21 protein-coding genes are annotated in these 25,141 nt (G+C 59.7%); 9 read left to right on the top strand and 12 right to left on the bottom strand.

The annotated features are described in order from the left end of the window. Positions 1-350 precede the first annotated feature (350 nt). Both fadD and rnd read left to right on the top strand, forming a co-directional pair. Entirely contained in the window at positions 351-2,036 is a 1,686-nt protein-coding gene (fadD, locus tag GJV78_RS13030) for a long-chain-fatty-acid--CoA ligase FadD (RefSeq protein ID WP_167519558.1), read from the top strand. Positions 2,037-2,103: 67 nt separating this feature from the next. Further along, positions 2,104-3,231: a ribonuclease D gene (gene rnd, locus GJV78_RS13025; protein ID WP_155108766.1), complete on the top strand. Its 1,128-nt coding sequence runs from the start codon at positions 2,104-2,106 to the stop codon at positions 3,229-3,231. A gap of 271 nt (positions 3,232-3,502) precedes the next feature. Here the strand turns inward: rnd and minE are convergent, their stop codons facing one another. From minE to minC, 3 genes are read right to left on the bottom strand one after another with little or no spacing between them, the layout of a single operon-like run. Then, the gene (gene minE, locus GJV78_RS13020; RefSeq protein WP_155108765.1) at positions 3,503-3,769 is read right to left on the bottom strand and encodes a cell division topological specificity factor MinE; all 267 of its coding nucleotides are present in this window, start codon (positions 3,767-3,769) and stop codon (positions 3,503-3,505) included. 3 nt (positions 3,770-3,772) lie between these two features. After that, on the bottom strand, positions 3,773-4,585 hold the full coding sequence (minD, locus tag GJV78_RS13015; protein ID WP_155108764.1) for a septum site-determining protein MinD: 813 nt from the start codon (positions 4,583-4,585) through the stop codon (positions 3,773-3,775). A gap of 23 nt (positions 4,586-4,608) precedes the next feature. Beyond that, complete coding sequence (minC, locus tag GJV78_RS13010; protein ID WP_155108763.1) at positions 4,609-5,313, bottom strand: septum site-determining protein MinC; 705 nt, start codon at positions 5,311-5,313, stop codon at positions 4,609-4,611. A gap of 330 nt (positions 5,314-5,643) precedes the next feature. Between minC and GJV78_RS13005 the strand changes: the two genes are divergently transcribed. From GJV78_RS13005 to GJV78_RS12995, 3 genes are all read left to right on the top strand, one after another. Then, entirely contained in the window at positions 5,644-5,907 is a 264-nt protein-coding gene (locus tag GJV78_RS13005; RefSeq protein ID WP_155108762.1) for a YcgL domain-containing protein, read from the top strand. Between the two features lie 196 nt (positions 5,908-6,103). Then, positions 6,104-6,763: a fumarylacetoacetate hydrolase family protein gene (locus GJV78_RS13000; protein WP_155108761.1), complete on the top strand. Its 660-nt coding sequence runs from the start codon at positions 6,104-6,106 to the stop codon at positions 6,761-6,763. Between the two features lie 93 nt (positions 6,764-6,856). Beyond that, positions 6,857-7,303, top strand: a complete 447-nt coding sequence (locus tag GJV78_RS12995) for a YcgN family cysteine cluster protein (protein WP_155108760.1) — start codon at positions 6,857-6,859, stop codon at positions 7,301-7,303. 114 nt (positions 7,304-7,417) lie between these two features. On the opposite strand, the gene dsbB is transcribed toward GJV78_RS12995, so the two are convergent. Both dsbB and nhaB read right to left on the bottom strand, forming a co-directional pair. Beyond that, positions 7,418-7,948 carry a disulfide bond formation protein DsbB gene (dsbB, locus tag GJV78_RS12990; protein ID WP_155108759.1) on the bottom strand — a complete coding sequence of 177 codons (531 nt, stop codon included), beginning with the start codon at positions 7,946-7,948 and terminating at the stop codon, positions 7,418-7,420. A 139-nt stretch (positions 7,949-8,087) separates the two neighbouring features. Then, positions 8,088-9,629, bottom strand: coding sequence for a Na(+)/H(+) antiporter NhaB (gene nhaB / locus GJV78_RS12985; protein ID WP_155108758.1), 1,542 nt, complete (start codon positions 9,627-9,629; stop codon positions 8,088-8,090). A gap of 213 nt (positions 9,630-9,842) precedes the next feature. Here nhaB and fadR point away from each other — a divergent pair, with 213 nt between their 5' ends. Continuing rightward, positions 9,843-10,562, top strand: coding sequence for a fatty acid metabolism transcriptional regulator FadR (fadR, locus tag GJV78_RS12980; protein ID WP_155108757.1), 720 nt, complete (start codon positions 9,843-9,845; stop codon positions 10,560-10,562). Positions 10,563-10,725: 163 nt separating this feature from the next. On the opposite strand, the gene GJV78_RS12975 is transcribed toward fadR, so the two are convergent. Further along, a complete protein-coding gene (locus GJV78_RS12975) occupies positions 10,726-12,258 on the bottom strand; it encodes a SpoVR family protein (RefSeq protein WP_155108756.1) in 1,533 nt (510 codons plus the stop codon). Between the two features lie 306 nt (positions 12,259-12,564). Here GJV78_RS12975 and GJV78_RS12970 point away from each other — a divergent pair, with 306 nt between their 5' ends. Both GJV78_RS12970 and dadX read left to right on the top strand, forming a co-directional pair. After that, the gene (locus tag GJV78_RS12970) at positions 12,565-13,863 is read left to right on the top strand and encodes a D-amino acid dehydrogenase (RefSeq protein WP_155108755.1); all 1,299 of its coding nucleotides are present in this window, start codon (positions 12,565-12,567) and stop codon (positions 13,861-13,863) included. A 13-nt stretch (positions 13,864-13,876) separates the two neighbouring features. Next, a complete protein-coding gene (gene dadX, locus GJV78_RS12965; protein ID WP_155108754.1) occupies positions 13,877-14,947 on the top strand; it encodes a catabolic alanine racemase DadX in 1,071 nt (356 codons plus the stop codon). 44 nt (positions 14,948-14,991) lie between these two features. Here dadX and GJV78_RS12960 read toward each other — a convergent pair whose 3' ends face one another. Further along, entirely contained in the window at positions 14,992-16,725 is a 1,734-nt protein-coding gene (locus GJV78_RS12960) for a potassium/proton antiporter (RefSeq protein WP_155108753.1), read from the bottom strand. A 172-nt stretch (positions 16,726-16,897) separates the two neighbouring features. Then, complete coding sequence (gene ldcA, locus GJV78_RS12955; protein WP_155108752.1) at positions 16,898-17,806, bottom strand: muramoyltetrapeptide carboxypeptidase; 909 nt, start codon at positions 17,804-17,806, stop codon at positions 16,898-16,900. A 99-nt stretch (positions 17,807-17,905) separates the two neighbouring features. Between ldcA and emtA the strand changes: the two genes are divergently transcribed. Continuing rightward, positions 17,906-18,523, top strand: a complete 618-nt coding sequence (gene emtA, locus GJV78_RS12950; RefSeq protein WP_167519556.1) for a membrane-bound lytic murein transglycosylase EmtA — start codon at positions 17,906-17,908, stop codon at positions 18,521-18,523. Positions 18,524-18,574: 51 nt separating this feature from the next. On the opposite strand, the gene GJV78_RS12945 is transcribed toward emtA, so the two are convergent. The 4 genes from GJV78_RS12945 to treA form a co-directional block, all read right to left on the bottom strand. Next, on the bottom strand, positions 18,575-20,533 hold the full coding sequence (locus tag GJV78_RS12945) for a TonB-dependent receptor plug domain-containing protein (RefSeq protein ID WP_155108751.1): 1,959 nt from the start codon (positions 20,531-20,533) through the stop codon (positions 18,575-18,577). A 35-nt stretch (positions 20,534-20,568) separates the two neighbouring features. Beyond that, positions 20,569-21,414, bottom strand: coding sequence for a ModD protein (modD, locus tag GJV78_RS12940; RefSeq protein WP_155108750.1), 846 nt, complete (start codon positions 21,412-21,414; stop codon positions 20,569-20,571). After that, on the bottom strand, positions 21,411-22,223 hold the full coding sequence (locus GJV78_RS12935) for a class I SAM-dependent methyltransferase (RefSeq protein ID WP_155108749.1): 813 nt from the start codon (positions 22,221-22,223) through the stop codon (positions 21,411-21,413). Before GJV78_RS12935 ends, modD begins: the two co-directional genes overlap by 4 nt. Positions 22,224-22,476: 253 nt before the next feature. Beyond that, entirely contained in the window at positions 22,477-24,168 is a 1,692-nt protein-coding gene (treA, locus tag GJV78_RS12930) for an alpha,alpha-trehalase TreA (protein WP_155108835.1), read from the bottom strand. Positions 24,169-25,141 lie beyond the last annotated feature (973 nt).

Raw genomic sequence — 25,141 nt, 5'->3', positions numbered from 1 at the left:
ATATACAAAAGAAACAGCGGCTGGCCCGCTGTTTCTGCTTCAGGCTGTGGCCCTGAGCGGTTTGCCGGGAAGGAATACTCCCGCGGGACGTACGTCCGGACTTTGTACGTTGCGTTAGCCGGTGTGAGCCCCGTTCCACGCCTGAATTATCTGTTTCTGGCATAGCGTCAACGCACTACGGTGAAGGGACGCAGCCTGATATTGCGCTAACAAAAATAAATAGTGACGCGCTTCGCAACCTTTCAGCTGGTTGATTAATAAACGGGTAGGTTAAGTTAATATAATGTTAACTATTTGTTTGTTATTCCGGGGATGCGATGACGACGAACGTGCATTTCAGAGGTGAAGTAGTGAATAAGGTTTGGCTTAATCGTTATCCCGCAGACGTTCCGGCGGAGATCAACCCTGACCGTTATCAATCCCTGGTCGAACTATTTGAACAGGCCGCATCGCGCTACGCCGATCGGCCCGCCTTCGTTAACATGGGGGAGGTGATGACCTTCCGCAAGCTGGAGGAGCGCAGCCGGGCCTTCGCGGCATATCTGCAACAGGGGCTGGGCCTGCAGAAGGGCGATCGCGTGGCGCTGATGATGCCCAACCTGCTGCAGTATCCGGTGGCGCTGTTTGGCATTCTGCGCGCCGGCATGGTGGTTGTGAACGTCAACCCGCTCTACACCCCGCGCGAGCTTGAACATCAGCTGAACGACAGCGGCGCGGCGGCCATCGTTATTGTTTCCAACTTTGCCCACACCCTGGAAAAAGTGGTGGAAAAAACCGCGGTAAAGCACGTGATCCTTACCCGGATGGGCGACCAGCTCTCCACGGCGAAGGGGACGGTGGTCAACTTCGTTGTGAAATATATCAAGCGGCTGGTGCCAAAATATCATCTGCCGGACGCCATCTCGTTTCGCCGGGCGCTGCAGGCGGGCTATCGTATGCAGTACGTGCGCCCGGATATTACGGCGCAGGATCTGGCGTTTCTTCAGTACACCGGCGGCACCACCGGCGTGGCGAAAGGGGCGATGCTGACGCACCGCAATATGCTGGCCAACCTTGAGCAGGTAAAAGCGACCTACGGGCCGCTGCTGCATCCGGGAAAAGAGCTGGTGGTTACCGCGCTGCCGCTGTACCACATCTTTGCGCTGACCATCAACTGCCTGCTGTTTATTGAGCTGGGCGGTTTTAATCTGCTGATCACCAATCCGCGGGATATCCCCGGTCTGGTAAAAGAGCTGGCGAAGTATCGGTTTACCGCCATTACGGGGGTAAATACGCTGTTTAACGCCCTGCTGAATAATCAGGATTTCCGGCAGCTTGACTTCTCCGCCCTTAACCTTTCGGCGGGAGGCGGGATGCCCGTGCAGCAGGCGGTGGCGGAGCGCTGGGTGAAGCTGACCGGCCATTATCTGCTGGAGGGCTACGGTCTCACCGAATGTGCGCCGCTGGTCAGCGTAAACCCACACGACATCAACTATCACAGTGGCAGCATCGGCCTGCCGGTCCCCTCCACCGAGGTGAAGCTGGTGGACGATGACGATAACGAGGTGGCGGCGGCGTGCCCCGGCGAGCTATGCATCAGGGGGCCGCAGGTGATGCGGGGATACTGGCAGCGCCCGGAGGCCACTGATGAAATCATCAAAAACGGCTGGCTGCACACCGGCGATATTGCTGTGATGGATGAAGAGGGCTTTTTGCGCATCGTCGATCGCAAAAAAGATATGATCCTCGTCTCCGGCTTTAACGTCTATCCCAACGAGATTGAAGATGTGGTGATGCAGCATGACGGAGTGCAGGAGGTGGCCGCCATCGGGGTGCCGTCCGGCAGCAGCGGCGAGGCGGTAAAAATCTATGTGGTGAAAAAAGACCCCGCCCTGACCGAGGAGGCGCTGATCGCCTTCTGTCGCCGCCAGCTTACCGGCTACAAGGTGCCGAAGCGGGTAGAGTTTCGCAGTGAGCTGCCGAAATCCAACGTTGGCAAAATTTTACGACGAGAATTGCGTGACGAAGCGCGCGGCAACGTGGACAATAAAGCCTGAGCTTAAGCATCACGCCAGACGCCGGCTAAGCCGGCGTTTTTTTTGGCGCATATCAAGAGAAGACACTTTGAATTACCAGATGATTACTACGGACGAGGCGCTGGCCGCGCTGTGCGAGGCGGTCCGCGCCTTTCCGTCCGTCGCCCTCGATACGGAGTTTGTCCGTACGCGCACTTACTATCCGCAGCTGGGGCTGATCCAGCTGTTTGACGGCCACAATCTCGCCCTGATCGATCCGCTGAGTATCTCCGACTGGTCGCCGCTGCGCGCGGTTTTAGGCGACAGCGCTATCCGGAAATTTTTACATGCGGGGAGTGAAGACCTGGAGGTCTTTCTCAACGCTTTTGGCGAGCTGCCCCAGCCGCTGATCGATACGCAAATTCTTGCCGCCTTCTGCGGCCGGCCGCTCTCCTGGGGCTTTGCCTCAATGGTGGAGGAGTATTCTGGCGTGGCGCTGGACAAGAGCGAATCGCGCACCGACTGGCTGGCGCGGCCGCTGACCGCGCGGCAGTGCGAGTACGCGGCCGCCGACGTCTGGTATCTACTGCCGATTACCGCCCGGCTGATGGCAGAGACCGAGGCGGCAGGCTGGCTGCCCGCCGCGCTGGACGAGTGTCGCCTGATGCAGCAGCGTCGTCAGGAGATCCTCGCTCCGGAAGAGGCCTGGCGCGACATCACTAACGCCTGGCAGCTGCGCACGCGCCAGCTGGCCTGTTTGCAGCTGCTTGCCGACTGGCGGCTGCGCAAAGCGCGCGAGCGGGATCTGGCGGTGAACTTCGTGGTCCGGGAAGAGCATTTGTGGGCGGTGGCCCGCTATATGCCGGGCAGCCTGGGCGAGCTGGACAGCCTCGGTCTCTCCGGCAGTGAAATCCGCTTCCACGGTAAAACGCTGCTGGCGCTGGTCGCCAAAGCGCAGGCGCTGCCGGAAGAGGCGCTGCCGGAGCCGCTGCTTAACCTGATGGATATGCCGGGCTATCGCCGGGCGTTTAAGGCCATTAAGGCGCTGGTCGCCGACGTCAGCGCAACCCACGGCGTCAGCGCCGAGCTGCTGGCCTCCCGCCGCCAGATTAACCAGTTGCTTAACTGGCACTGGAAGCTGCGAACGTTATCCTCACAGCCGGAGCTGATCGCAGGCTGGCGCGGCGAGCTGATGGGCGAAAAGCTTATCGCGCTGCTGCAGGAGTATCCGGAGTAACCGCCGTCGCGGAGGCGGGACGAAAGCGCCCGCACGTCGCCTTGTGGCGGGCGGTTCTCCGATCTGCCGCCCTCCGCCGCATAGCTCCCGCTCTATTTCCGGCCCTGCACCAGCGGCGGTTGCCGGATCGTATCACGGCATACCGGCAGGGCCTGAAATTAATCAGCGCTATCGGCTTTTTCTGAAAGGCTATTTTAGCCAGGCATAAAAAAGAAAAAGGCAGAGCGCTCTGCCTTTAAATAGAGTAAATAGGAATTATCCTGAACTGAGTTTATTTCGCTTCTTCCGCTTCGGGTAACGTTACGTTAAGTTCAAGAATGGAAATATCGCCGTCTTTTTGTTCAAGCTGAACGGTGACCATATCAGGATCAATCTGCACATACTTACAAATTACTTCCAGAATATCTTTACGCAGCTGCGGCAAATAATGCGGCTCGGTGTCGCTGCGGCGACGTTCTGCGACGATAATCTGCAGTCGCTCTTTCGCAATGTTGGCGGTGTTCTTTTTCCGCGAGAGAAAAAAGTCCAGTAATGCCATAATTTATCCTCCGAACAGGCGTTTGAGGAAACCTTTCTTCTCTTCTTCTATGAAGCGGAAAGGACGTTCTTCTCCCAACAGGCGCTCAACGGTATCAGCATACGCTTTTCCGGCGTCAGCATTCTCGTCGAGGATCACCGGCTCGCCCTGGTTAGATGCGCGCAGTACGGACTGGTCTTCCGGAATGACGCCAACCAGCTTAATACGCAGAATTTCCAGCACATCTTCCATACTCAGCATGTCGCCTTTGTTTACGCGGCCGGGATTGTAGCGCGTCAGCAGCAGATGCTCTTTAATCGGCTCCTCGCCGTTCTCCGCACGGCGGGACTTTGACGCGAGAATGCCGAGAATACGGTCAGAATCGCGTACCGATGAGACTTCCGGATTGGTGGTAATAATGGCTTCATCGGCGAAATAGAGCGCCATCAGCGCGCCGGTCTCAATGCCCGCCGGGGAGTCGCAGATAATGAAGTCGAAGGCCATCGCCTGCAGTTCGTCGAGCACCTTCGCCACCCCTTCGCGGGTCAGCGCGTCTTTATCGCGGGTTTGCGAAGCCGGAAGAATATACAGATTCTCAGTGCGCTTATCTTTAATCAATGCCTGATTCAGCGTGGCGTCGCCCTGAATGACGTTGACGAAATCGTAGACCACGCGGCGCTCGCAGCCCATGATCAGGTCAAGGTTGCGCAGGCCAATATCAAAATCAATAACGACGGTTTTCTTACCCTTCTGGGCCAAACCGGTAGCGATGGCCGCGCTGGAGGTGGTTTTGCCAACGCCCCCTTTACCCGAAGTAACAACAATTATGCGTGCCATAGAAATTCCTTGTTAAAAAGGGATCAATTTAACGGTTGAACTGTCAAAGCGTTGTCAGCCAGCTGCAGACGCGCCGCTTTGCCATAAAATTCTGCCGGGATATTATCACTCAGCCAGTAAACACCCGCGATGGACACCAGCTCCGCCGTCAGGTGGGTACAAAAGATTTGTGCTTCTCTGTCGCCGCTCGCCCCGGCCAGCACGCGACCGCGCATCATACCATAGACATGAATATTGCCGTCGGCGATAAGCTCCGCGCCGGCGCTGACGTGGTTTGTAACAATCAGATCACATTGTGGCGCATAAATACGCTGGCCGGAACGAACCGGAGCGTCAATTAATCGCGTTTTTGTGATCGGGGTTACGTTATGCGGCGGCTCGCCCGAATCGGCGGCTTCCGACGCCGCGCGCGCGACCTTGTCTCTGCCTTCGGTCAGCAGCGGTAGTCCCATCGCATCGATTTCCGCTTTCAGCTCAGGGTCTTTACAGCCGCTGACGCCGATCACCCGCAGCCCCGTCGAGGTGACGATCTGATGCAGCAGCGGCCAGTCTACCGGCGCATCAAGATCGCTCACGTTAAGCACCACGGGAGCGTGTTTTAAAAAAGCAGGGGCCTGAGCGATTTTGTCTTCCAACGCCCGGCGAATAACCTCGGATTCCGCCTGGTGCAAGTGAACCACTGATAACGTGAAGCTACTGCCTTTAAGCTCGATTGGCGTGTTTGACATCCTGACCTTACTCAATTTGCAATTTAAACCCGTCATGCTACAAGCTGCAGGCGCTTAAGGGACCCTTACGGCGAAGACGCCTTGCCCCTTGCGAAGCCCGCCTGTGGCTTTTCAAATTCGCGCCTGGCGAATTTGGCGCTGCTGCCGCAGGTTCCCCCTTTGGCAGCAGCGCCAGCGATTTTGCAAAACACGTTGCGTTTTGTCCCACAGCCTGGATTATTTAGGGTAGATCATCTCCAGGATGGAGTGATATTCCGAAGTCCAGCTGGCATGTTATAGTCACTATTATATTGAGGCAAGTCGCCAACGACTTAATTAAGAGTAAAATGTATGTTTTGTGTGATCTACCGGAGCAGTAAGCGCGATGGGGCCTATTTATACGTCGAAAAAAAAGACGATTTCTCACGGGTTCCTGAAGAGCTGATGAAAGGTTTTGGTAAGCCGCAGCTGGCGATGATTTTGCCGCTGGACGGTCGTAAGAAATTAGTTAATGCCGATCTGGATAAAGTAAAACGAGCGCTTAGCGAACAGGGTTATTATTTACAACTGCCGCCGCCGCCGGAAGATTTACTGAAACAGCATCTTACACCGTAAAGGAAAATTAAGAGCCTGGCCCATCAGGGCTATTTTACCTGCCATCCTGAACCCGGCGCTGTTTGCGTTCAGCGTGCCGGCGGCAGCTACGCCTGATGGGCCAGGCGCTAAGCGGACGCCAGCGCCTAAATTAAATCGGCAAGCGTTCGGGGCGTCGCAGGGGCGATATTATCCATCATCACGTTAGGGGAATAACATGTATCAACATCATAACTGGCAGGGCGAGCTGCTTGATTACCCGGTGAGTAAAGTGGTTTGCGTAGGCAGCAACTATGCAAAGCATATTCAGGAGATGGGCAGCGCGACGCCGGCCGAACCGGTTCTTTTTATCAAACCGGAAACCGCGCTGTGCGATCTGCGTCAGCCGCTGGCGATCCCGACGGAGATGGGAAGCGTGCACCATGAGGTGGAGCTGGCGGTACTGATTGGTGCCACCCTGCGTCAGGCCACCGAAGAGCACGTGCGTAAGGCTATTGCCGGCTACGGCGTGGCGCTCGATCTGACGCTGCGCGACGTACAGAGCAAAATGAAAAAGGCGGGCCAGCCGTGGGAGAAAGCGAAAGGTTTTGATAATGCCTGTCCGCTTTCGGGGTTTATCCCGGCGGCGGAGTTCAATGGCGATCCGCAGAATACGGCCCTTGGGCTGAGCGTAAATGGCGAAGTGCGTCAGCAGGGAAGTACCGCCGATATGATCCATAAAATTGTTCCGCTGATCGCGTATATGAGCAAATTTTTCACCCTGAAAGCGGGCGACGTGGTGCTGACGGGCACGCCTGATGGCGTTGGTCCACTGTGCGGCGGCGACGAGCTGACGGTAAACTTTAACGGCTATACGCTCTCCACCAGAGTGCTGTAAAGGGCGGTTGCCGCTCTTTTTAGGCGGCAGCGCTTGCATCGGCGTGCCGGACTGGTTATAAGGTGCGGCTTTACTGCAACAACGGATACCCCGATGAGCGAGCTGGCTTTCTGGCAAACAAAAATCCTGGATGAGATGACCGATGCCGAATGGGAGTCGTTGTGCGACGGCTGCGGTCGCTGCTGCCTGCATAAGCTGATGGATGAAGATACCGATGAGATCTATTTCACGAATGTCGCCTGCCGTCAGCTGAATATCAAATCCTGCCAGTGCCGCAACTATGCGCGCCGCTTCGAATATGAACCTGACTGCATCAAGCTGACCCGCGAGAACCTGCCCACGTTTGAATGGCTGCCGATGACCTGCGCCTATCGCCTGCTGGCGGAAGGGAAACCGCTGCCGACTTGGCACCCGCTGCTTACCGGCTCGAAGGCCGCGATGCATGGTGAGCGTATATCGGTTCGTCATATGGCGGTAAAAGAGTCAGAAGTGCATGACTGGCAGGAGCACATCCTCAATAAACCGTCATGGGCGGAGTAAGCGGCTCCCGCTAAGAGGAGCTTTCCTGGAAAAGATGAATGTGGGTCGCCGCCTGTTCTGAACCAGGAGGAGGTGGTGCCGGGTATAAAAAACGCCCCCGAAGGGGCGTAGCGATTAGCGGCCGAACAGATCGCGGCGTTTAGGTTTGAAGGGCTGGGCGATGAGCACCAGCGCGCCGACGATAAAATAGGCCACGAAGATGCCGAACAGCCACTGCGGCATTTCCAGGGTTAAAAATTCCCACTGGCGCTGGGCGCAGTCCCCCGACGCCACAAATACCTGCGGCAGCCATTTGTCCAGCGGTAGCCAGGCCGGAAAGCGGGCCATAAAGTCGCAGGTCAGGAACGGAGAGGGATGCAGCTGGATCATGGTGTGCTCCCAGGTCAGCTGGGCACCGCGCCAGGCGCTATAGAGCCAGATAATGATCGCCACGTAGCGCAGCGGTGTTTTTGGCGCGATTGCGCCAACCAGGCCCGCGCCCAGCACGCCAAACAGCGCGCAGCGTTCGTAAATGCACAGCACGCACGGCTTGAGCAACATAACGTGCTGGAACCAGAGCGCAACCAGCTCCAGCGCGAGGGCGGTTAACGCCATCAGTAACCACGCGCCCCGTCCGCGTGAGCACTGGTTCAAAAATCGCAACATAATCATTTCCCTGCAGTATGCGTAGAAAGCGCAGTGTAAACCAATTCGCCTGACGCGCCACTAGCCGAAAATAAAATAGTGCCCGATTGCACAATTAACAGCCAGCAGAACGGGCCGGGCAGGGAGCTGCCCGGCCGCTTTACGGTAGCGTCAGCCAGCCTGACTGAGTCATCCATTCGGTGAGCGGCGTCAGAGAGAACTCGACGCAGAGCAGGCCCACCAGCGTAAGAACCAGCGTATAGGGCAGCGCCATCCAGACCATCCGACCATAGGAGAGGCGGATTAACGGTGCCAGCGCCGAGGTGAGCAGGAACAGAAACGCCGCCTGGCCGTTTGGCGTGGCGACGGAGGGCAGATTGGTGCCGGTGTTAATCGCCACCGCCAGCAGCTCATACTGGCCGAGGCTGATGGCTCCGCTCTCCATCGCCGCCTTCGCCTCGTTAATGTAGATCGTGCCGACGAAGACGTTATCAGAAATGGAGGAGAGTAAGCCGTTGAAGAGGTAGAACAGCGACAGCTGCGCGTGCTCTGAGGCCTGCAGCACAAAGTGGATAATCGGCGAAAAGAGCTGCTGATCGATAATGACCGCCACGATGGAGAAAAAGACCGTCAGCAGAGCGGTAAACGGCAGCGACTCGGTGAACGCCTTGCCGATGGCGTGCTCATCGGTGACGCCGGTCAGCGAGGTGGCGAGAATGATCACCGAAAGGCCAATCAGCCCCACCTCCGCCAGGTGCAGCGCGAGGGCAATAATCAGCCAGACGCCGATAATCGCCTGTACCACCAGCCGAAGGCGATCCTGACGGCTGCGCTGCTGGCGAGTGCGATCGTCGAACTGCTGCAGCACCTCGCGCACCTCCTCCGGCAGCGCTTCGCCATAGCCGAACCAGCGCATCTTTTCGACCAGCGCGCAGGTCAGCAGTCCGCAGACCAGAACCGGCACGGTAACCGGCGACATGCGCAGAAAAAAGTCGCTGAAATGCCAGCCCGCCGCCCTGGCGATAATCAGGTTCTGGGGCTCGCCGACCATGGTCATCACGCCGCCCAGCGCGGTGCCGACGCCGGCGTGCATCATCAGGCTGCGCAAAAAGGCGCGGAACTGCTCAAGCACGCTCTTGTCATGCGCTCCGACGTGGGTGTCATCGAGGATGTCGTGGTCGTCGCCCCGCGACGAGGCCACCCGGTGCCAGATACCGTAAAATCCGACCGCGACGCTGATGACCACCGCCACCACGGTGAGGGCGTCGAGAAACGCCGACAGGAACGCCGCGGCGATGCAGAACGCGAGTGAAAGCAGGGTCTTGGAGCGAATGCTCAGCAGCAGGCGGGTAAAAATAAACAGCAGCAGCTGCTTCATAAAGTAAATGCCGGCCACCATAAACATCAGCAGCAGCAGCACCTCAAGGTTGGCGGCGACCTCGGCGCGCACGTGCGCGGCGCTGGTCATGCCTGTCAGCACGGCCTCAACGGCCAGCAGGCCACCGGGCAGCAGGGGATAGCACTTTAGCGCCATCGCCAGCGTAAAGATAAATTCCGCAACCAGCAGCCAGCCCGCGACAAACGGATTGATGAAGAAAACGAGTGGATTAACGATCAGAAAGAGCAGCAGCGTGAGCTTGTACCAGTCCGGCGACTGACCCAAAAAGTTACGCCACATGGCGCGGCTCCAGGAGAGTTCCATGGCGGTTTTCCTTACCCGTAAAATGAAGAGGACGTTAGCCGCAGAGCTTAACGGGCGTACCGGAAGCAGGCAAGCCCTTAACCGGCGTTGTCCGGCGATATCCGCAAAATGAAACCGCGATCCCCTTTTTCTTCACCGGGTCCGCTATCAGCCTTTAAGGCCGTCTGGTATGATGAGTGTAACTCTGTTTTGCTGTGTAATGGAAATCTCACTATGGTTATCAAGGCGCAAAGCCCGGCGGGTTTCGCGGAAGAATACATCATTGAAAGCATCTGGAATAACCGCTTTCCTCCGGGCACCATTTTACCCGCCGAGCGTGAACTCTCCGAGCTGATTGGCGTAACGCGCACCACGCTGCGGGAGGTGCTGCAGCGCCTGGCCCGGGACGGCTGGCTGACCATCCAGCACGGTAAGCCGACAAAAGTAAACAACTTCTGGGAAACCTCCGGGCTGAACATCCTTGAAACCCTCGCCCGCCTCGATCACGAAAGCGTTCCGCAGCTGATCGATAATCTGCTGTCGGTGCGCACCAACATTTCAACCATATTTATCCGCACGGCGTTTCGCCAGTATCCTGACAGGGCGCAGGAGGTACTGGCGACGGCCAACGAGGTGGCCGACCACGCGGACGCCTTCGCCGAGCTGGATTACAGCATTTTCCGCGGCCTTGCGTTCGCCTCCGGTAATCCGATTTACGGGCTGATCCTGAACGGTATGAAAGGGCTGTATACGCGCATTGGCCGCCACTACTTCGCCAGCCCGGAGGCGCGCAGCCTGGCGCTGAGGTTCTATCACCGGCTGTCCCAGCTCTGCTCCCAGGGCTCTCACGATCACGTATATGAAACAGTGCGCCGCTACGGGCACGAGAGCGGTGAGATCTGGCAGCGAATGCAGAAAAACCTGCCCGGCGATCTGGTGATTCAGGGGCACTGAAGCGCGGGACGAACTTCTGAACACCGCCCCCTTAGCGGGCGGGAAACGCGCGTTTCCCGTTTTGTGAATCATTACCGAAAGTGAAATTTAGCTGCCTGCGCTGAACCTCCTCGCCGCCGGCGGTTCGCCCACCGGCTCCTCTTTTTCATCGCGCGTCCGGCGTTCAAAGTCCGTTCATTTTCGGCGGGCAGCGCTCCAGCCGCTCGACGCTGCCGTCCTCGTTCTGCTGCTCAAGAATAACGTCAAATCCCCATAGCCGGTGCACGTGCTTCAATACTTCCTGACGCCCCTTGTCGAGGGGGGCGCGGTTGTGCGGAATATAGCGCAGGGTGAGAGAGCGGTCACCGCGCAGGTCAACGTTCCAGATTTGAATGTTTGGCTCCAGGTTGCTCAGATTATATTGTGATGAGAGCTGGCTGCGGATCTCCCGGTAGCCCTCCTCGTTATGGATGGCGGAAATCTCCAGGTAGTTATGCTGGTCATCGTCCAGCACCGTGAAAAAGCGGAAATCGCGCATCACCTTCGGCGACAGAAACTGGCTGATAAAGCTCTCGTCTTTAAAATCACGCATCGCGAAGTGCAGGGTTTCCAGCCAGTCGCTGCCGGCGATATCGGGAAACCAGTAGCGATCCTCTTCATCAGGAGACTGGCAGATCCGCTTGATGTCCTGAAACATCGCAAAGCCCAGCGCGTAGGGGTTAATACCGCTGTACCACGGGCTGTTATAGGGCGGCTGGAACACCACGTTGGTGTGGCTGTGCAGAAACTCCAGCATAAAGCGATCGGTGACTTTGCCTTCGTCATACAGATGGTTAAGAATGGTGTAGTGCCAGAAGGTGGCCCAGCCTTCGTTCATCACCTGGGTCTGCTTTTGCGGGTAAAAGTACTGGCTGACCTTGCGCACAATACGCAGGATCTCCCGCTGCCACGGCTCCAGCAGCGGAGCGTTCTTCTCCATAAAGTAGAGCAGGTTCTCCTGCGGCTCCGAAGGGTAGCGCCGCGCTTCGGCCACGGTTTTCTCCTCCTCTTTTTTCGGCAGGGTACGCCATAGCCTGTTCACCTGGCTCTGCAGATACTCCTCACGGCTTTTCTGCCGGGCCTTCTCCTCCTGGAGAGAGAGCTTTTGCGGCCGCTTATAGCGATCGACGCCGTAGTTCATCAGCGCATGGCAGGAGTCGAGCAGCTTCTCCACCTCATCCACGCCGTAACGCTCCTCACACTCGGTAATGTAATGGCGGGCAAAGAGCAGGTAGTCGACGATGGAGCTGGCGTCGGTCCAGCTGCGGAACAGGTAGTTATTTTTGAAAAAGGAGTTGTGTCCGTAGCAGGCGTGGGCCATCACCAGCGCCTGCATAGTGATGGTATTTTCCTCCATCAGATAGGCGATGCACGGGTCGGAGTTAATGACGATTTCATAGGCCAGCCCTTGCTGACCCTGCTTATACAGGCGCTCGGTTTCAATAAACTTCTTACCAAACGACCAGTGGGGATAGTTGATCGGCATCCCGACGCTGGAGTAGGCGTCCATCATCTGCTCGGAGGTGATCACCTCAATCTGGTGCGGCCAGGTGTCCAGCCGGTACAGCTTCGCCACCCGGTCTATCTCCGCCAGATAGGCATCCAGCAGATCAAAAGTCCAGTCGGGTCCATCGCTCAACCGCGGGGTGTCCTTGTTCATGGAATCAATCGTAGCCATTCGCGCACCTCAATTGTTGGCGGCGCTCTCTGACTGGAGCACCTTATTTCAAGCATAGATCACCCGGTTAAAATGCGTGCCCCGATCCGCCACTTTTGCTGGCGGTCTTCCGGTGCCCGGGGCCTTTGACGATATTTTATGCTGGTTAAAGAGGGGAGGGCAGAGGTTACTCATGTGGCCGAATCCGGTCACCGGCGCTATCTGTGAGGTATATCACCCTAAAAAAGCAATATGTTGATTAACATTTTCATCTTGGTTATTAAAATGTAATCAGAAGATTATCCTTTTACCGTTAACGGAGTAGCTATGCGAGTTGTCATCCTGGGAAGCGGCGTTATCGGCGTAGCCAGCGCCTGGTATTTAAATCAGGCCGGCCACGAGGTGACCGTTCTGGAGCGGGAGCCGGGTCCGGCGCTGGGCACCAGCGCGGCCAACGCCGGGCAGATTTCGCCGGGCTATGCGGCACCGTGGGCGGCACCGGGGGTGCCCCTGAAAGCAATCAAGTGGATGTTTCAGCGCCATGCTCCGCTGGCGGTGCGGCTGGACGGCACGCCGTTCCAGCTGAAATGGATGTGGCAGATGCTGCGCAACTGCGACACCAGCCACTATATGGAAAACAAGGGGCGGATGGTGCGGCTGGCCGAATACAGCCGCGACTGCCTGAAGGCCCTGCGGGCGAGCACCGGCATCCAGTACGAGGGCCGTCAGGGCGGAACGCTGCAGCTGTTTCGCACCGAACAGCAGTTTGCCAACGCCGCTCGCGATATCGCCGTGCTGGAGGATGCCGGCGTGCCGTATCAGCTGCTGGAGTCCGCCCGCCTTGCCGAGGTGGAGCCGGCGCTGGGGGAGGTGGCTCATCGCCTGACCGGCGGCCTGCGCCTGCCCAACGACGAAACCGGCGACTGTCAGCTTTTTACCCATCACCTGGCGCAGATGGCAGCGCAGGCGGGCGTGACCTTCCGCTATAACACCCCGGTGGATAAACTGCTGTGCGACGGCGGACAGATTTATGGCGTACGCTGCGCAGAGGAGACGATCAAAGGCGATGCGTACGTTATGGCGTTTGGCTCCTGTTCAACGGCGATGCTGAAGGGGATCGTGGAGATACCGGTCTACCCGCTGAAGGGCTACTCTCTGACCATTCCGGTTGCCGAAGAGGATGGCGCGCCGGTGTCCACCATCCTTGATGAAACGTACAAAATCGCCATCACCCGCTTCGATCGGCGTATCCGCGTCGGCGGGATGGCGGAGATTGTCGGATATAACACCGAGCTGCTGCAGCCGCGTCGGGAAACGCTCGAAATGGTGGTGCGCGATCTCTACCCGCGCGGCGGCCATATCGAACAGGCCACCTTCTGGACCGGGCTGCGGCCGATGACCCCGGACGGCACGCCGATCGTCGGCCGGACGGCGTATAAAAACCTGTGGCTCAATACCGGCCACGGCACCCTTGGCTGGACGATGGCCTGCGGCTCCGGACAGCTGCTGAGCGATATGCTTTCCGGCCATACGCCGGCGATCCCCTGGGAGGATCTGGGGGTGGCCCGCTACGGCTCCGGTTTTATCCCGGCGCGCCCCCGCCGTCTGCAGGGCGCGCATCACTAAATAAGGAAACGTCATGACCCGACCTGTGCTGGCCAGCCTTGACCTGCAGGCGTTGCAACATAACCTGGCCGTGGTGCGCCAGACCGCCCCGGAGGCCCGCGTCTGGTCGGTGGTGAAAGCCAACGCCTACGGGCATGGCCTTCAGCGCGTCTGGCGCGCGCTGGCAGGCACCGACGGCTTTGCGCTGCTCAACCTGGAGGAGGCCATCATCCTGCGCGAGGAGGGCTGGAAGGGGCCGATTCTGATGCTGGAGGGGTTCTTTCACCCGGAGGATCTGGCGGCCTGTGACCGCTATCGGCTGACCATCTGCGTACACAGCAACTGGCAGCTGAAGGCGCTACAGGATGCCCGGCTGAGCGCGCCGCTGGATGTCTATCTGAAGGTGAACAGCGGCATGAACCGGCTCGGCTTTATGCCGGAGCGCGTTACCTCCGTCTGGCGGCAGCTGCGGGCAATGACCAACGTGGGCGAAATGACGCTGATGTCGCACTTCGCCCACGCCGGGGAGCCGGAGGGGATCGCGGCGGCGATGTCGCGGGTGGCCAGGGCGGCGGAAGGGCTGGAATGCCGCCGCTCGCTGGCCAACTCGGCGGCGACCCTCTGGCACCCGGAGGCCCATTCTGACTGGGTGCGGCCGGGGATCATTCTCTACGGCGCTTCGCCGTCCGGGCTGTGGCAGGACATCGCCACCACCGGTCTGAAGCCGGTGATGACCCTCAGTAGCGCAATTATCGGCGTCCAGTCCCTGGGGGCGGGCGAACGGGTGGGCTACGGCGGACGCTTTACCGCAACGGGCGAGCAGCGTATCGGGATCGTGGCGGCAGGTTACGCCGACGGCTATCCGCGCCACGCTGGCAGCGGCACGCCGGTGCTGGTGGACGGCGTGCGCAGCGTCACCGTTGGCACCGTCTCGATGGATATGCTGGCGGTGGATCTGACCCCCTGTCCGCAGGCGGGAATCGGTGCTCCCGTCGAGCTGTGGGGGCAGGAGATCAAGATTGACGACGTCGCGGCGGCGGCGGGGACCATCGGCTATGAGCTGATGTGCGCTCTCGCCCCGCGCGTGCCTGTAGTGACGGTGTAACTTATGCGGCGATCCGCGCGCCTCCGGCCGCAGACCGGAAACAGCTACTCCACGTCGTCAGAGGCCACCCGCACCCCGACCCGGCGTACGGCGTTATCCTCTTTCTCGGCCACCGTCCAGATCATGCCGGCGAACTCCACCTGGTCGCCCACCACGGGGGCAGCGCCCAGCAGCTGCTGCACGATCTCCCCCAGGGTCTGCTGCTTGTCGCGATATTCGGTGCCCTCCTCAAGGCCGTAAATCAGCGCCACGTCGGCATATTTGGCGCTGGCCTCAAGGATAAAGTCGCCGAAGAAGCGCTGATCCAGCGCCACCGGCGGCGACTGGCTGAACAGCTTGCCCAGCGCCGGCAGATCGCGCTCGCGGCCGATAATGCACAGCACGTCCCCCTCCTGCAGGCGGGTGCTGCCGGTGGGGTGGAACAGCACGTTATCGCGAAACAGCGCGGCGATCCGCGTCTCCCGCGGCATATGCAGATCGCGCAGGGCCGCCCCGACGCACCATTTATCGGCGCTCAGCTGGTAAATAAACTGCTCCCAGGGGTTTTCCGGGTGAATATCCAGCCCCACCCGGGAAACCGGTCGGCCAACGGGCGGCACCACCACTCTGGCCTTTTTCGCCGCCCAGGAGAGCGACGAGCCCTGAAACAGCAGCGAAATCAGCACCACGAAGAAGGCGACGTTGAAAAACAGGCGGGCGTGCTCCAGCCCGGCCATCATCGGGAACACCGCGAGAATAATCGGCACCGCCCCGCGCAGCCCCACCCAGCTGATGAAGATCCGCTCGCGCAGCTTGAAGCCGCGAAACGGCAGCAGCCCGGCGAATACCGACAGCGGGCGGGCGATGAAGATCATCCACGCCGACAGCAGCAGCGCCGGTACGGCGATCGGCAGCAGGTCGGAAGGGGTGACCAGCAGCCCCAGCACGAGGAACATGGCGATCTGCGCCAGCCAGGCCAGGCCGTCGAAGGTCTGCAGAATGGCGTAGCGGTTGCGGATCGGGCGGTTGCCGAGCAGGAAACCGCACAGGTAGACCGCCAGAATGCCGCTGCCGTCCAGGGCGGTGGTGAGGGCGAAAATCAGGATCCCGCCGCTCAGCGCCAGCAGCGGATAGAGCCCGCCCGGCAGCGAAATACGGTTGATGGTCTGCTGCAGCAGGTAGCCGCCGCCGAGGCCGATGGCAATGCCGAGGCCGAACTGCTGCACGATATGCACCGCGAACATCCAGCTCAGACCGGTCTCATGCTGCTGAATCATCTCAATCAAGGTAATGGTGAGGAACACCGCCATCGGATCGTTGCTGCCGGATTCAATTTCCAGGGTGGAGCCAACGCGCTCGTTCAGCCCCTTGCCGCCGAGCAGCGAGAAGACCGCGGCGGCGTCGGTGGAGCCGACGATAGCGCCAATCAGCAGCCCTTCCATCGGGTCGAGATGAAACAGCCAGGCGGCCATCATGCCGGTCAGCCCGGAGGTGATCAGCACCCCGACGGTAGCCAGCGACAGCGCCGGCCCGAGCGCCACCCGGAACGAGCTGGCCTGAGTGCGCATACCGCCGTCGAGCAGAATGATCGCCAGCGCCAGGTTGCTGACCATGTAGGCAAAAGGGTAGTTATCGAAGGGAATACCGCCGATGCCATCCACCCCGGCGAGCATCCCGATCGCCAGAAAGATAACCAGAATCGGAATGCCGAGTCGCGATGAGAATGAGCTAAGTAAAATACTGCTGGTGACGAGGACTGACCCCAAAATGAAAAGACCGATTATTGCCGTGGCATCCAACGTTCTGTTACTCCCCGATTTCGCTGCTGGTGGTGAACTGATTCTGGACGGGGCCCCTTTACTGCGCTTCAGGACCGCCGTCGGCGATCTCCGTGGACGGTTAAGGGGCTCCGCCTGTTATATTAGCGGCAGAAACGGCGATTTACTTAGCGCAGCGCGCCCTTTTTTATGTTTAAAGCACCGGATGGCCGGAAAGGGTAAGCCGGACGCCGTTTTCGTCTTTCTTCAGCACGGCTCTGGCCCCCAGCGGCAGCGTTACGGTGCGCGGCTCGTGGCCGAAATCCAGCCCGTCGATCAGCGGAACCGCCAGCCGGTCGCGCAGAAAGGCGCGCACCGCCGCCAGATCGTAACCGGCGTCATAGTCGTTGGCCGCGCCGCCGCTGAAGCTGCCCAGCACAACGGCGCTCTGGCGCTGCAGGACCCCGGCGTTCAGCAGCTGCAGCAGCATCCGCTCGACGCGGAAGGGCTGCTCGTTGACGTCCTCCAGCACCAGCACGCCGCCATCGATCTCCGGCATCCACGGCGTGCCCATAAGGGAAACCAGCATCGCCAGGTTGCCGCCCCACAGCGTGCCTTCGACCTCGCACCGGGGGCCGTCGCCCTGCCATTCGAGGGTAAACTGCGCGTGACGCAGCGCCCGCCAGAAATGCTCTTCGGTGAAGGCGTTCAGCTCTCCGGCACCGAAGTTCCCCGCCAGCATCGGGCCGCTGAAGGTGATCGCGCCGCCCAGGGCCAGCAGGCCGCACTGAATCGCCGTAAAGTCGCTGTGGCCGCAGATTAACAGCGGATCGCGCCGCTGGCGGGCGATCAGCCGCGACCAGTCGATATCCGGCAGCAGGCGGCTGGCACCATAGCCGCCGCGCACCGGCATCACGATAATGCCGGGGGCGGTCAGCTCGGCGAGGCCGTTGACGTCGGCCAGGCGCTGCGCGTCGGTTCCGGCGAAGCGCTGACAGCGACGCGGGATCACGTCAATGTTATCAACCCGGTGGCCGGCGGCAACAAGGCGCTGCAGACCGCGCTGTGCGGCCTGCTGATTGATGCAGTAGCCCGACGGGGCGATTAAGTGAAAGCGGGGCATGGTATTTCCTTGCTGACAAGCGGAGGCAAATGTATATCATGCCGCGTAGGGAAGTCGTTGTCACCTCAGCGACCGGGTCTGGCAAGAAGGGCAGATGACGTGAAATTAAGAGGGTTTGTTTTTGTAATTGTAGTGATGGTGCTGGCGGGCTGTAGCACAAAGCGGGATTATAAAAATCCGCCGTGGGATCCTGAGGTGCCGGTGAAGCGCGCAATGCAGTGGATGCCGATCAGCGAACAGGCCGGTGCCGCCTGGGGCGTCAGCCCGCGGCTCATTACCGCGATTATCGCCATTGAGTCCGGCGGCAATCCGGATGCGGTCAGCAAATCAAACGCCGTGGGGCTGATGCAGCTTAAAGCCTCTACCTCCGGGCGCGACGTCTATCGCCGGATGGGCTGGAGCGGGGAGCCGACCACCCGGGAGCTGAAAAATCCGCAGCGCAATATTTCCATGGGGGCCGCCTATCTGAGCATTCTGCAGAACGGGCCGCTGGCCGGTATTACCGATCCGCAGGTGCTGCAGTATGCCCTGGTGGTCTCCTACGCCAACGGCGCGGGGGCGCTGCTGCGCACCTTCGCGGCCGACCGGAAAAAGGCGGTGGAGAAAATTAACGGCCTGGACGCCAACGAGTTCTTCGAATACGTGGCGGATAACCATCCCGCGCCCCAGGCTCCGCGCTATATCTGGAAGCTGCAGCGGGCGCTGGACGCTATGTAGGCCACAGCCGCGCGCCGGACGGCAGCGGCTTTTGCCGTCCGGCAGCCGGACTCAGAACTTATATTCCACCCCGGTCCAGAGGTTACGCCCCGCTTCAATAAACCCTTCGTTATAGGCGTACTTCGTATCAAACAGGTTATTCACCGAGGCGTTGACGCTAAAACCACGCCCGAGCGCATAATCGGCCCGGAGGTGGGTAATGGCGAAGCCGCCGGCCTTCAGCGAGCCGCTGCTGTTGCTCCATGACGCCGAGCGCGCCTCTTCGGAAAGCGTAACGCGCAGCGGCTCCCACGGCGTCAGCGTCAGCCAGGCGCTGAGCGTCTGGTTGGGCTGGTCGGTAATTTTACCGGCGTCGCGGCGCTTAACGTCAGCATGGATCAGCCCGTAGCTGAACCCCGTCTCCGCCCACCCGGCGATCCGGCCATTGATGCCCACGTCCAGCCCGCGGTAATCGACCCGGCCGCTGTTGCGGTTTTGCACCACGTTCGCCGTAATGGTGTGCGACAGGATCGCGTCGCTCACCCGGTTGTAGTAAACGCTGGCCTCAAATCGCCAGTCTCGGTTCAGCGCGGCGTTCCAGGTGAGATCCACCCCGCGGGCGCGTTCAGGTTTGAGCTGCGGATTGACGACTGCCGTCTGGTTATAGGCCGGTTTGGCGGTAGTATAGCGCTCCTTCAGCGTTGGAAAGCGCGTCCGGTCAGCCCATGAGAGCGTCAGGGTATCTTCACTGGCAAAGTGATATTTGGCCATCAGCTGCCAGTTAAAGGCCGTCTGTTTATTGTCGTCGTAGCGGGTGAGAGTGCCGTTACTATTGTGTTTTTCACCTTCCAGGCTGTTGCGCCAGTCGTAGCCGATCCCGGCGACCACGTCCACGTTATCGGCCGCCGCCCACTGATATTCGCCGGCCAGCGACCAGGTACGATCCTTATAGCGGTCATACGCCGCGTGGGGCGCACCTTTTTCGCGATGCACGTCATCCTTCCCGTTGACGGCGAACGACAGCAGGTCGTTTTCCCGCACTCCGGCAGCGAGCTGCAGGCCAGCGCCGTTGCTGTAATCGGAGTAATGGCTGTAGCTGCCCTTTTTGTTTTTCAGGTCGGGAAGCGAGTTGTACATGATGAGGGTGTTTTTAAAGGCGTCGTGATAGAGACGGCTCTTCAGCGTAAGATCATCGCCTAAGCGGGTGGTGCCCTGATAGTAATAGCTCTCCTTGTCGTACTGCGGCCACTGCCAGTAGCGCGATTTCTGACTGCCGACCCCGGCGTACGGTGGGTTATTTTTCCGTCCGTCCTGGTTAATCCAGCTCAGGGTATATTCATCGCCATCGCGCGGGGTAAAGCCGAGCTTAACGATGCTGCGTTTATCGCTGGCAGCGGAGTTGATCATCCTGCCGTTGCTGGCCGTCAGGGGGTTATTAACGCCGTGGGGCAGGCCGAGATAGTCCTGCTTTAGCTGGCTGCCGCTGACCTGAAAATAGCCCAGCTCGCCGCGACCGCCCAGCGAGGCGTGCATATCGTGGGCGTTATCCTTGCTGCGGCTCCAGCCCTGGCGATATCCAAGGCCGCCCTCAAGGGGCCGGGAGGGCTTTTGAGTAGTGATGTTAATGGCTCCGCCCATCTGATTCGGCCCCTGCAGCAGCGAGGAGTAGCCTTTGGACACCTCAACCGATGCGATATCCGAGGTGAGGAAGCGGCCGAGATCGAGATTGCCGTCATAAGGGATATAGACGGGCACGCCGTCGAAAAAGAGCGGAACCTGACGGCTGTCAAAACCGCGAACCTTAACCTGTAGCTCGTTGCGGTTGCCCGATTTTTGCAGCACCACGCCGGGTATCACGCTCAGGGCCTGGGCAACGTTCTGTTTATCCAGATCCTGTAGGGTTTGCTGGTCGAGAACCGAGATGCCGGATGCCGGAACGGGGCTGGACCAGACGGTCATGGTATCGTCGTCCGTGGCGGCAAGCGCACTGGGCGCAAAAGCAATCGACAGCGCCGTATAAAGATATCTCATTATTATTAGTTCCTTCAGGGAGTTACGGGCCTGCGTCATTCCGGACACAGGCAGACCCTGACGTCCGCGGGCGGGGCGTAATAGGGTGCGGAGGTAATGAAAAGCCGGATACCGCAGGCGAGGTAGTTTTCCAGCGTTGCCAGGCTGATGCCGCCGGTCAGCGCCAGCGTACAGTCCGGGGCCAGATCAGGGGCCGCCCGCGCCAGCGCGGCGGCCTGGGCTGGGGTAAATTTATCGAGCTGCAGCACGTCCGGACGGGCGCGCAGGGCGGCCAGCGCCTCCTGCGGGTTATCCGCTTCGACGACGACTTTTTTCTCCGGAGCGTGATGGCGCAGCCGGGCGATGGCCGAAGCCCAGTCCCCGGCGTCGGGCAGAAAGCGGCGATGGTTGGCAAACAGCAGCACGCTTTCGGCGCATCCGGCGCGATGAATCAGACCGCCCGCCGCCAGCACCGCCTGGGCGGCCAGCAGCCGGGTGCCGGGAATGGCTTTGCGCGTGCAGGCGATATGACCGTCAGGCACCGCGCGATGCAGCATGTTTAGCATGTCGTCAAGATAGCCGGACACGCCGCAGCTCCACTCCAGCACGTTCTGTACCGCCTTCCAGCCTTGGTGCAGCGCCCCGGCAGGACCGCGCGCGCCGATCAGCCGCTGCTCCGGCGCGGCGGCGTCGCCGTCGCGCATCTGCTCAACCACCGTCAGCCCCAGCGATCGCAGCATTTGCGCCGCCGCCGCGATACCGCTGACGCGGCCGCCCCGGCGGTGATAAAAATCTATCCGGCCAGGTAGCGCGCCGAATCCCAGCGCCCGGGTGGTCAGATCGCCCCCCTGAATATCCTCCAGCAGCCAGGCGTCGGTTTGCGCCCGGGAAAAGAAGATCATCCCTCAGCCTCCTCGTCTTTACAGTTCCACCAGATAAGGGCCCAGTCGCGGGTGGCGGGGGCAATCCTGCTGGCGTCCTGCTGCTGATACCAGTGATAGAGGCGCTGGCGCTCCTCCTCGCTGATATCGCCCAGCCCCCAGCGGACGTTCTGCTCAAAGCGCTCCCAGCTGCTGTTGTCCCGCTGGCAGCTGTTGCCACGAATAAAGTCGACGTGGGCGTGAATGCCCATCTGATAAAGCACGTTGAGGGCGTAGATGTAGTTGGGCAGCTCAATCACCGGACGCCCGGCGGCGCGCTGAATCGCCGGAGAAATAAAGGTGGTGCTGACCAGATGGGTGGTATAGACCCGCAGCCGGGCCTGACGGTTGAGTTTGCTCATGGCCTCGCGCATATCGCTGACCAGGGTTGAGCGCGAGGCCACCGCGATATCGCAGCGCGGCAGATCGTCCCAGCTTTCGTCCCAGGCACGCCGTATCCACTGCACGTGTCCGGCCCCCATCTGCCCGGCGCGCCGGGCCGCGACCTCCAGCATACCCTGGCTGTAGTCGACGCCGTACACGGCGGGCAGCCGGTCGGCCAGCGCCAGGGCAACCGTGCCCGGCCCGCACCCCATATCGAACAGTGAACGGGCCTCCTGCAGGTCGATCTTTTCCAACAGCTGCTGCAGGTAGCCGTCGGCGGGAGAGGCGCAGCGGTCGGCCATTCTTTCCGCCCGCCGATCCCAGCGATCGGGGGTTTTTTCGCTGCGGTTTGCCAGCTTCAGCTGCTGGCGGTAGAGCCCGGCAAAATCAATGTCGTCAATAAGCATGATTGTCCTTTATGGCAGAGGATGAAAAAGAGGGGGCTGGATTTGTGTAGGGGGAACCCGATAGAGCGCGGCCAGTAATGGGCATAATTCATCCTGAATAATGAGTAAATCGCTATATATTTACATATATATCGATAAAAAACTTGCTCAGAATCAAATTTCGCCAAAGTCAGGAAAGCCCGGTCGGCAAAAACGCCGGGAGAGGGCGCTACGGGAAAAATCCGCGACGCGCGCGGATTTTATCGGGGGGAGGCTACTGGCCGGACGTCACGGGCTGCGGCGTGACGGCGGGGCGGGTTGTGGGGACGTTGTCGCAAGGGGTTTCCCGCGGGCAGATCAGGTCGAGCATCTTCAGGGTGACGCCGTTGGTCCAGCCAAAGCCGTCCTGCAGCGGATATTCGCCGCCGCCGCCTCCGGTCCCGGTGGCGCTGACGTCATATTTTTCCACCAGCTTTTTCTCCCGCTCCCAGGTGTGCTGGACATTGGTAAGAAATCGCCAGACGATCTCCATTGCCGCCTTCGACTGGCCGTAGTTCTGTAGCCCCTCGACGGCCACCCACTGCAGCGGTGCCCAGCCGTTCGGCGCGTCCCACTGTTGGCCGCTCTTCACGGCGGTGGTGGCGAGGCCGCCCGGCCGCAGCAGATGCGCTTCTGCGGCGGCGGCTACCCTGGCGGCACGCTCCGGCGTGGCGGCCCTGACGTAAAGCGGGAACAGCGCGGCGGCGGTCAGCCCATCGCGTACCCTGTTGCTCTGCAGATCGTAGTCCGCATACCAGCCCTGCTTATCGTTCCACAGGTATTTCTCGATGCTCTGCTGGCGCGCTGCGGCGAGGTCTTCGTAGCGTTCGGCCAGCGCCGGATCGCCTGCGGCCTTGCCCGCCCGGGCCAGGGTTTTTTCCAGTTTAAACAGCAGGGCGTTCAGATCCACCGGCACAATGCGGGTGGTGCGCAGGGTGCCGAGCTGCCGGGGATTATCCATCCAGCGCGAGCTGAAATCCCAGCCGGAAGCGGCGGCGGAGCGCAGATCGCGATAGATCTCACCGACCGGGCGATGGGGATTGCTCCTGGCGGTGGCGATATCTTCCGCCCACGACTCCGGCCGCGGCGTGTTTCGTTCATCCCAGTAGCGGTTGAGCAGGGTGCCGTCGTCCAGCTTCACGACCCGCAGGTTCTGCTGGCCCGGCCGCAGGTTTTCCGCCCCCTTCATCCAGTATGCGTACTCTTTCTGCAGCTGCGGCAGATAGTTGGTCAGCGCGCTGTCTCCCTCATGCTGGGCCAGCAGCTCCACCATAAAGGAGAAGAACGGCGGCTGCGAGCGGCTCAGGTAGTAGCTGCGGTTGCCGTTGGGAATATGGCCGAAGGTGTCAATTTCCCAGGCAAAATTCGCCACCATGTCGGAAACCTTATCCCAGTGGTCGCTTTCGGCCAGCCCCAGCATGGTGAAATAGCTGTCCCAGTAATAGACCTCGCGAAAGCGCCCGCCGGGCACCACGTACGGCCTGGGCAGTGGCAGCAGGGAATCCCATTTTCCGGCCTTTTCCGCCGGGCGGGTCAGCACCGGCCAGAGGCTGTCAATATGCTCGCGCAGGGACTGGCCCGCCGGCGGGACATATTTTTCTCCCGCCTTCGGCAGGGTGAAATTGACCTTCACGAAGTGGCGTAAATCGAAACCCGACTGGTTTTTCTGCATCCGGTAGTCGGCGAGTATCGTCAGCGGATCGCCGTCCGGCACCGCGTCGGCAAAGGTTTTTTGATCGGGAAAGAGCTTCGCGTTCTGCACGTCGTTAAACAGCGGACCCAGCAGAATATCCGGGGGCTGAGGGAGCGCGGGCTGGGTCTCTTCCGCGCTGGCTGCCAGCGAGACGAAGGCCAGAAGAGCGCCGGTCACGGCAAACTTTACGGCGAGGTGCAGCGTGCCGTAGCGGGAAAAAGCGGGACTACGCATCAGATTCATCTCCTTGAGAACGGTATTGGCCATCAAAAAAAACCTTAGCTCAGGTTGAGGGCCGGCGCGTGACTAAACCACCAGCTTGCGAACCGGTAGACATTTTCAAAGTGAATAAACTGCCGCGATGCAAAAGAGGTTCATCAACGGAAAAAGGCGCTCCCGGAGGCGTCTGTCCGGCCGCGGCGGTAGCGCAACGTGAGGTGGCGCTCGGGAGCGGCGTTCCGGCATCTCTCATAGATGAGAGGCGTAACCCACGCAGGTGCAACCTGAAATATGACGGGTATAACAAGCGGCAGGCTTTCTGGCTGACAATAAATAACCGATGTCTGCCGCAGTCTGTTACAGGACTTTTTAATGGGAAGGGGGTGGTGTAATTATTTCCCTCTTATAAAACTGGCGATATTTTGCTAAACTATTGGTGATTATTCAGGGTTATTATTCTACATAAATAATTCCCCATTTTAATTAATTTACCGACTTGTCTTTCAACAAGAGTCGTGGTTTTTGATACCTGCGGCGAATCGTTCATCCGGCAGGTTGCGGTCAGGTTTATTGCATACCGTAGCGCGCGACGGACGCCGTTCAAAGCACAGGTTTTGATTATTTAATTTATGCCCTAAATAATTCGGGCCGCATGGCAAAATGCCGGCGTATTGAACCGCCGTTAAGCGAGGGGCGCAGAGCAAGGCCAGGCGTGCGGCAGGTGGGTCTGGTAAAGAGCGGGGCGTAAGCGCTCTGCGAAGGGGCGTTCGGTCGGTAACCGGCTGGCACGCCGTCAGGCTATGCGTTTTATAGATTAGACGAGCAGTTCAAAGCCATCGCACAGGCAGCCTGAAGTATAACGGGAATATCAGGTTTTTTACTCTGACATGACTGTCGAATAAACGTCTGTCTTATTCGACGATTATTCTGTAAGGAAGGGAGATAACTATGGCCGATACATTCCAGAAAGAGGTGCCAAAAGCACGTG

Source organism: Intestinirhabdus alba (genome assembly GCF_009711095.1).
Lineage (GTDB): Bacteria > Pseudomonadota > Gammaproteobacteria > Enterobacterales > Enterobacteriaceae > Intestinirhabdus > Intestinirhabdus alba.
This window is presented reverse-complemented; position numbering and strand designations above follow the sequence as displayed.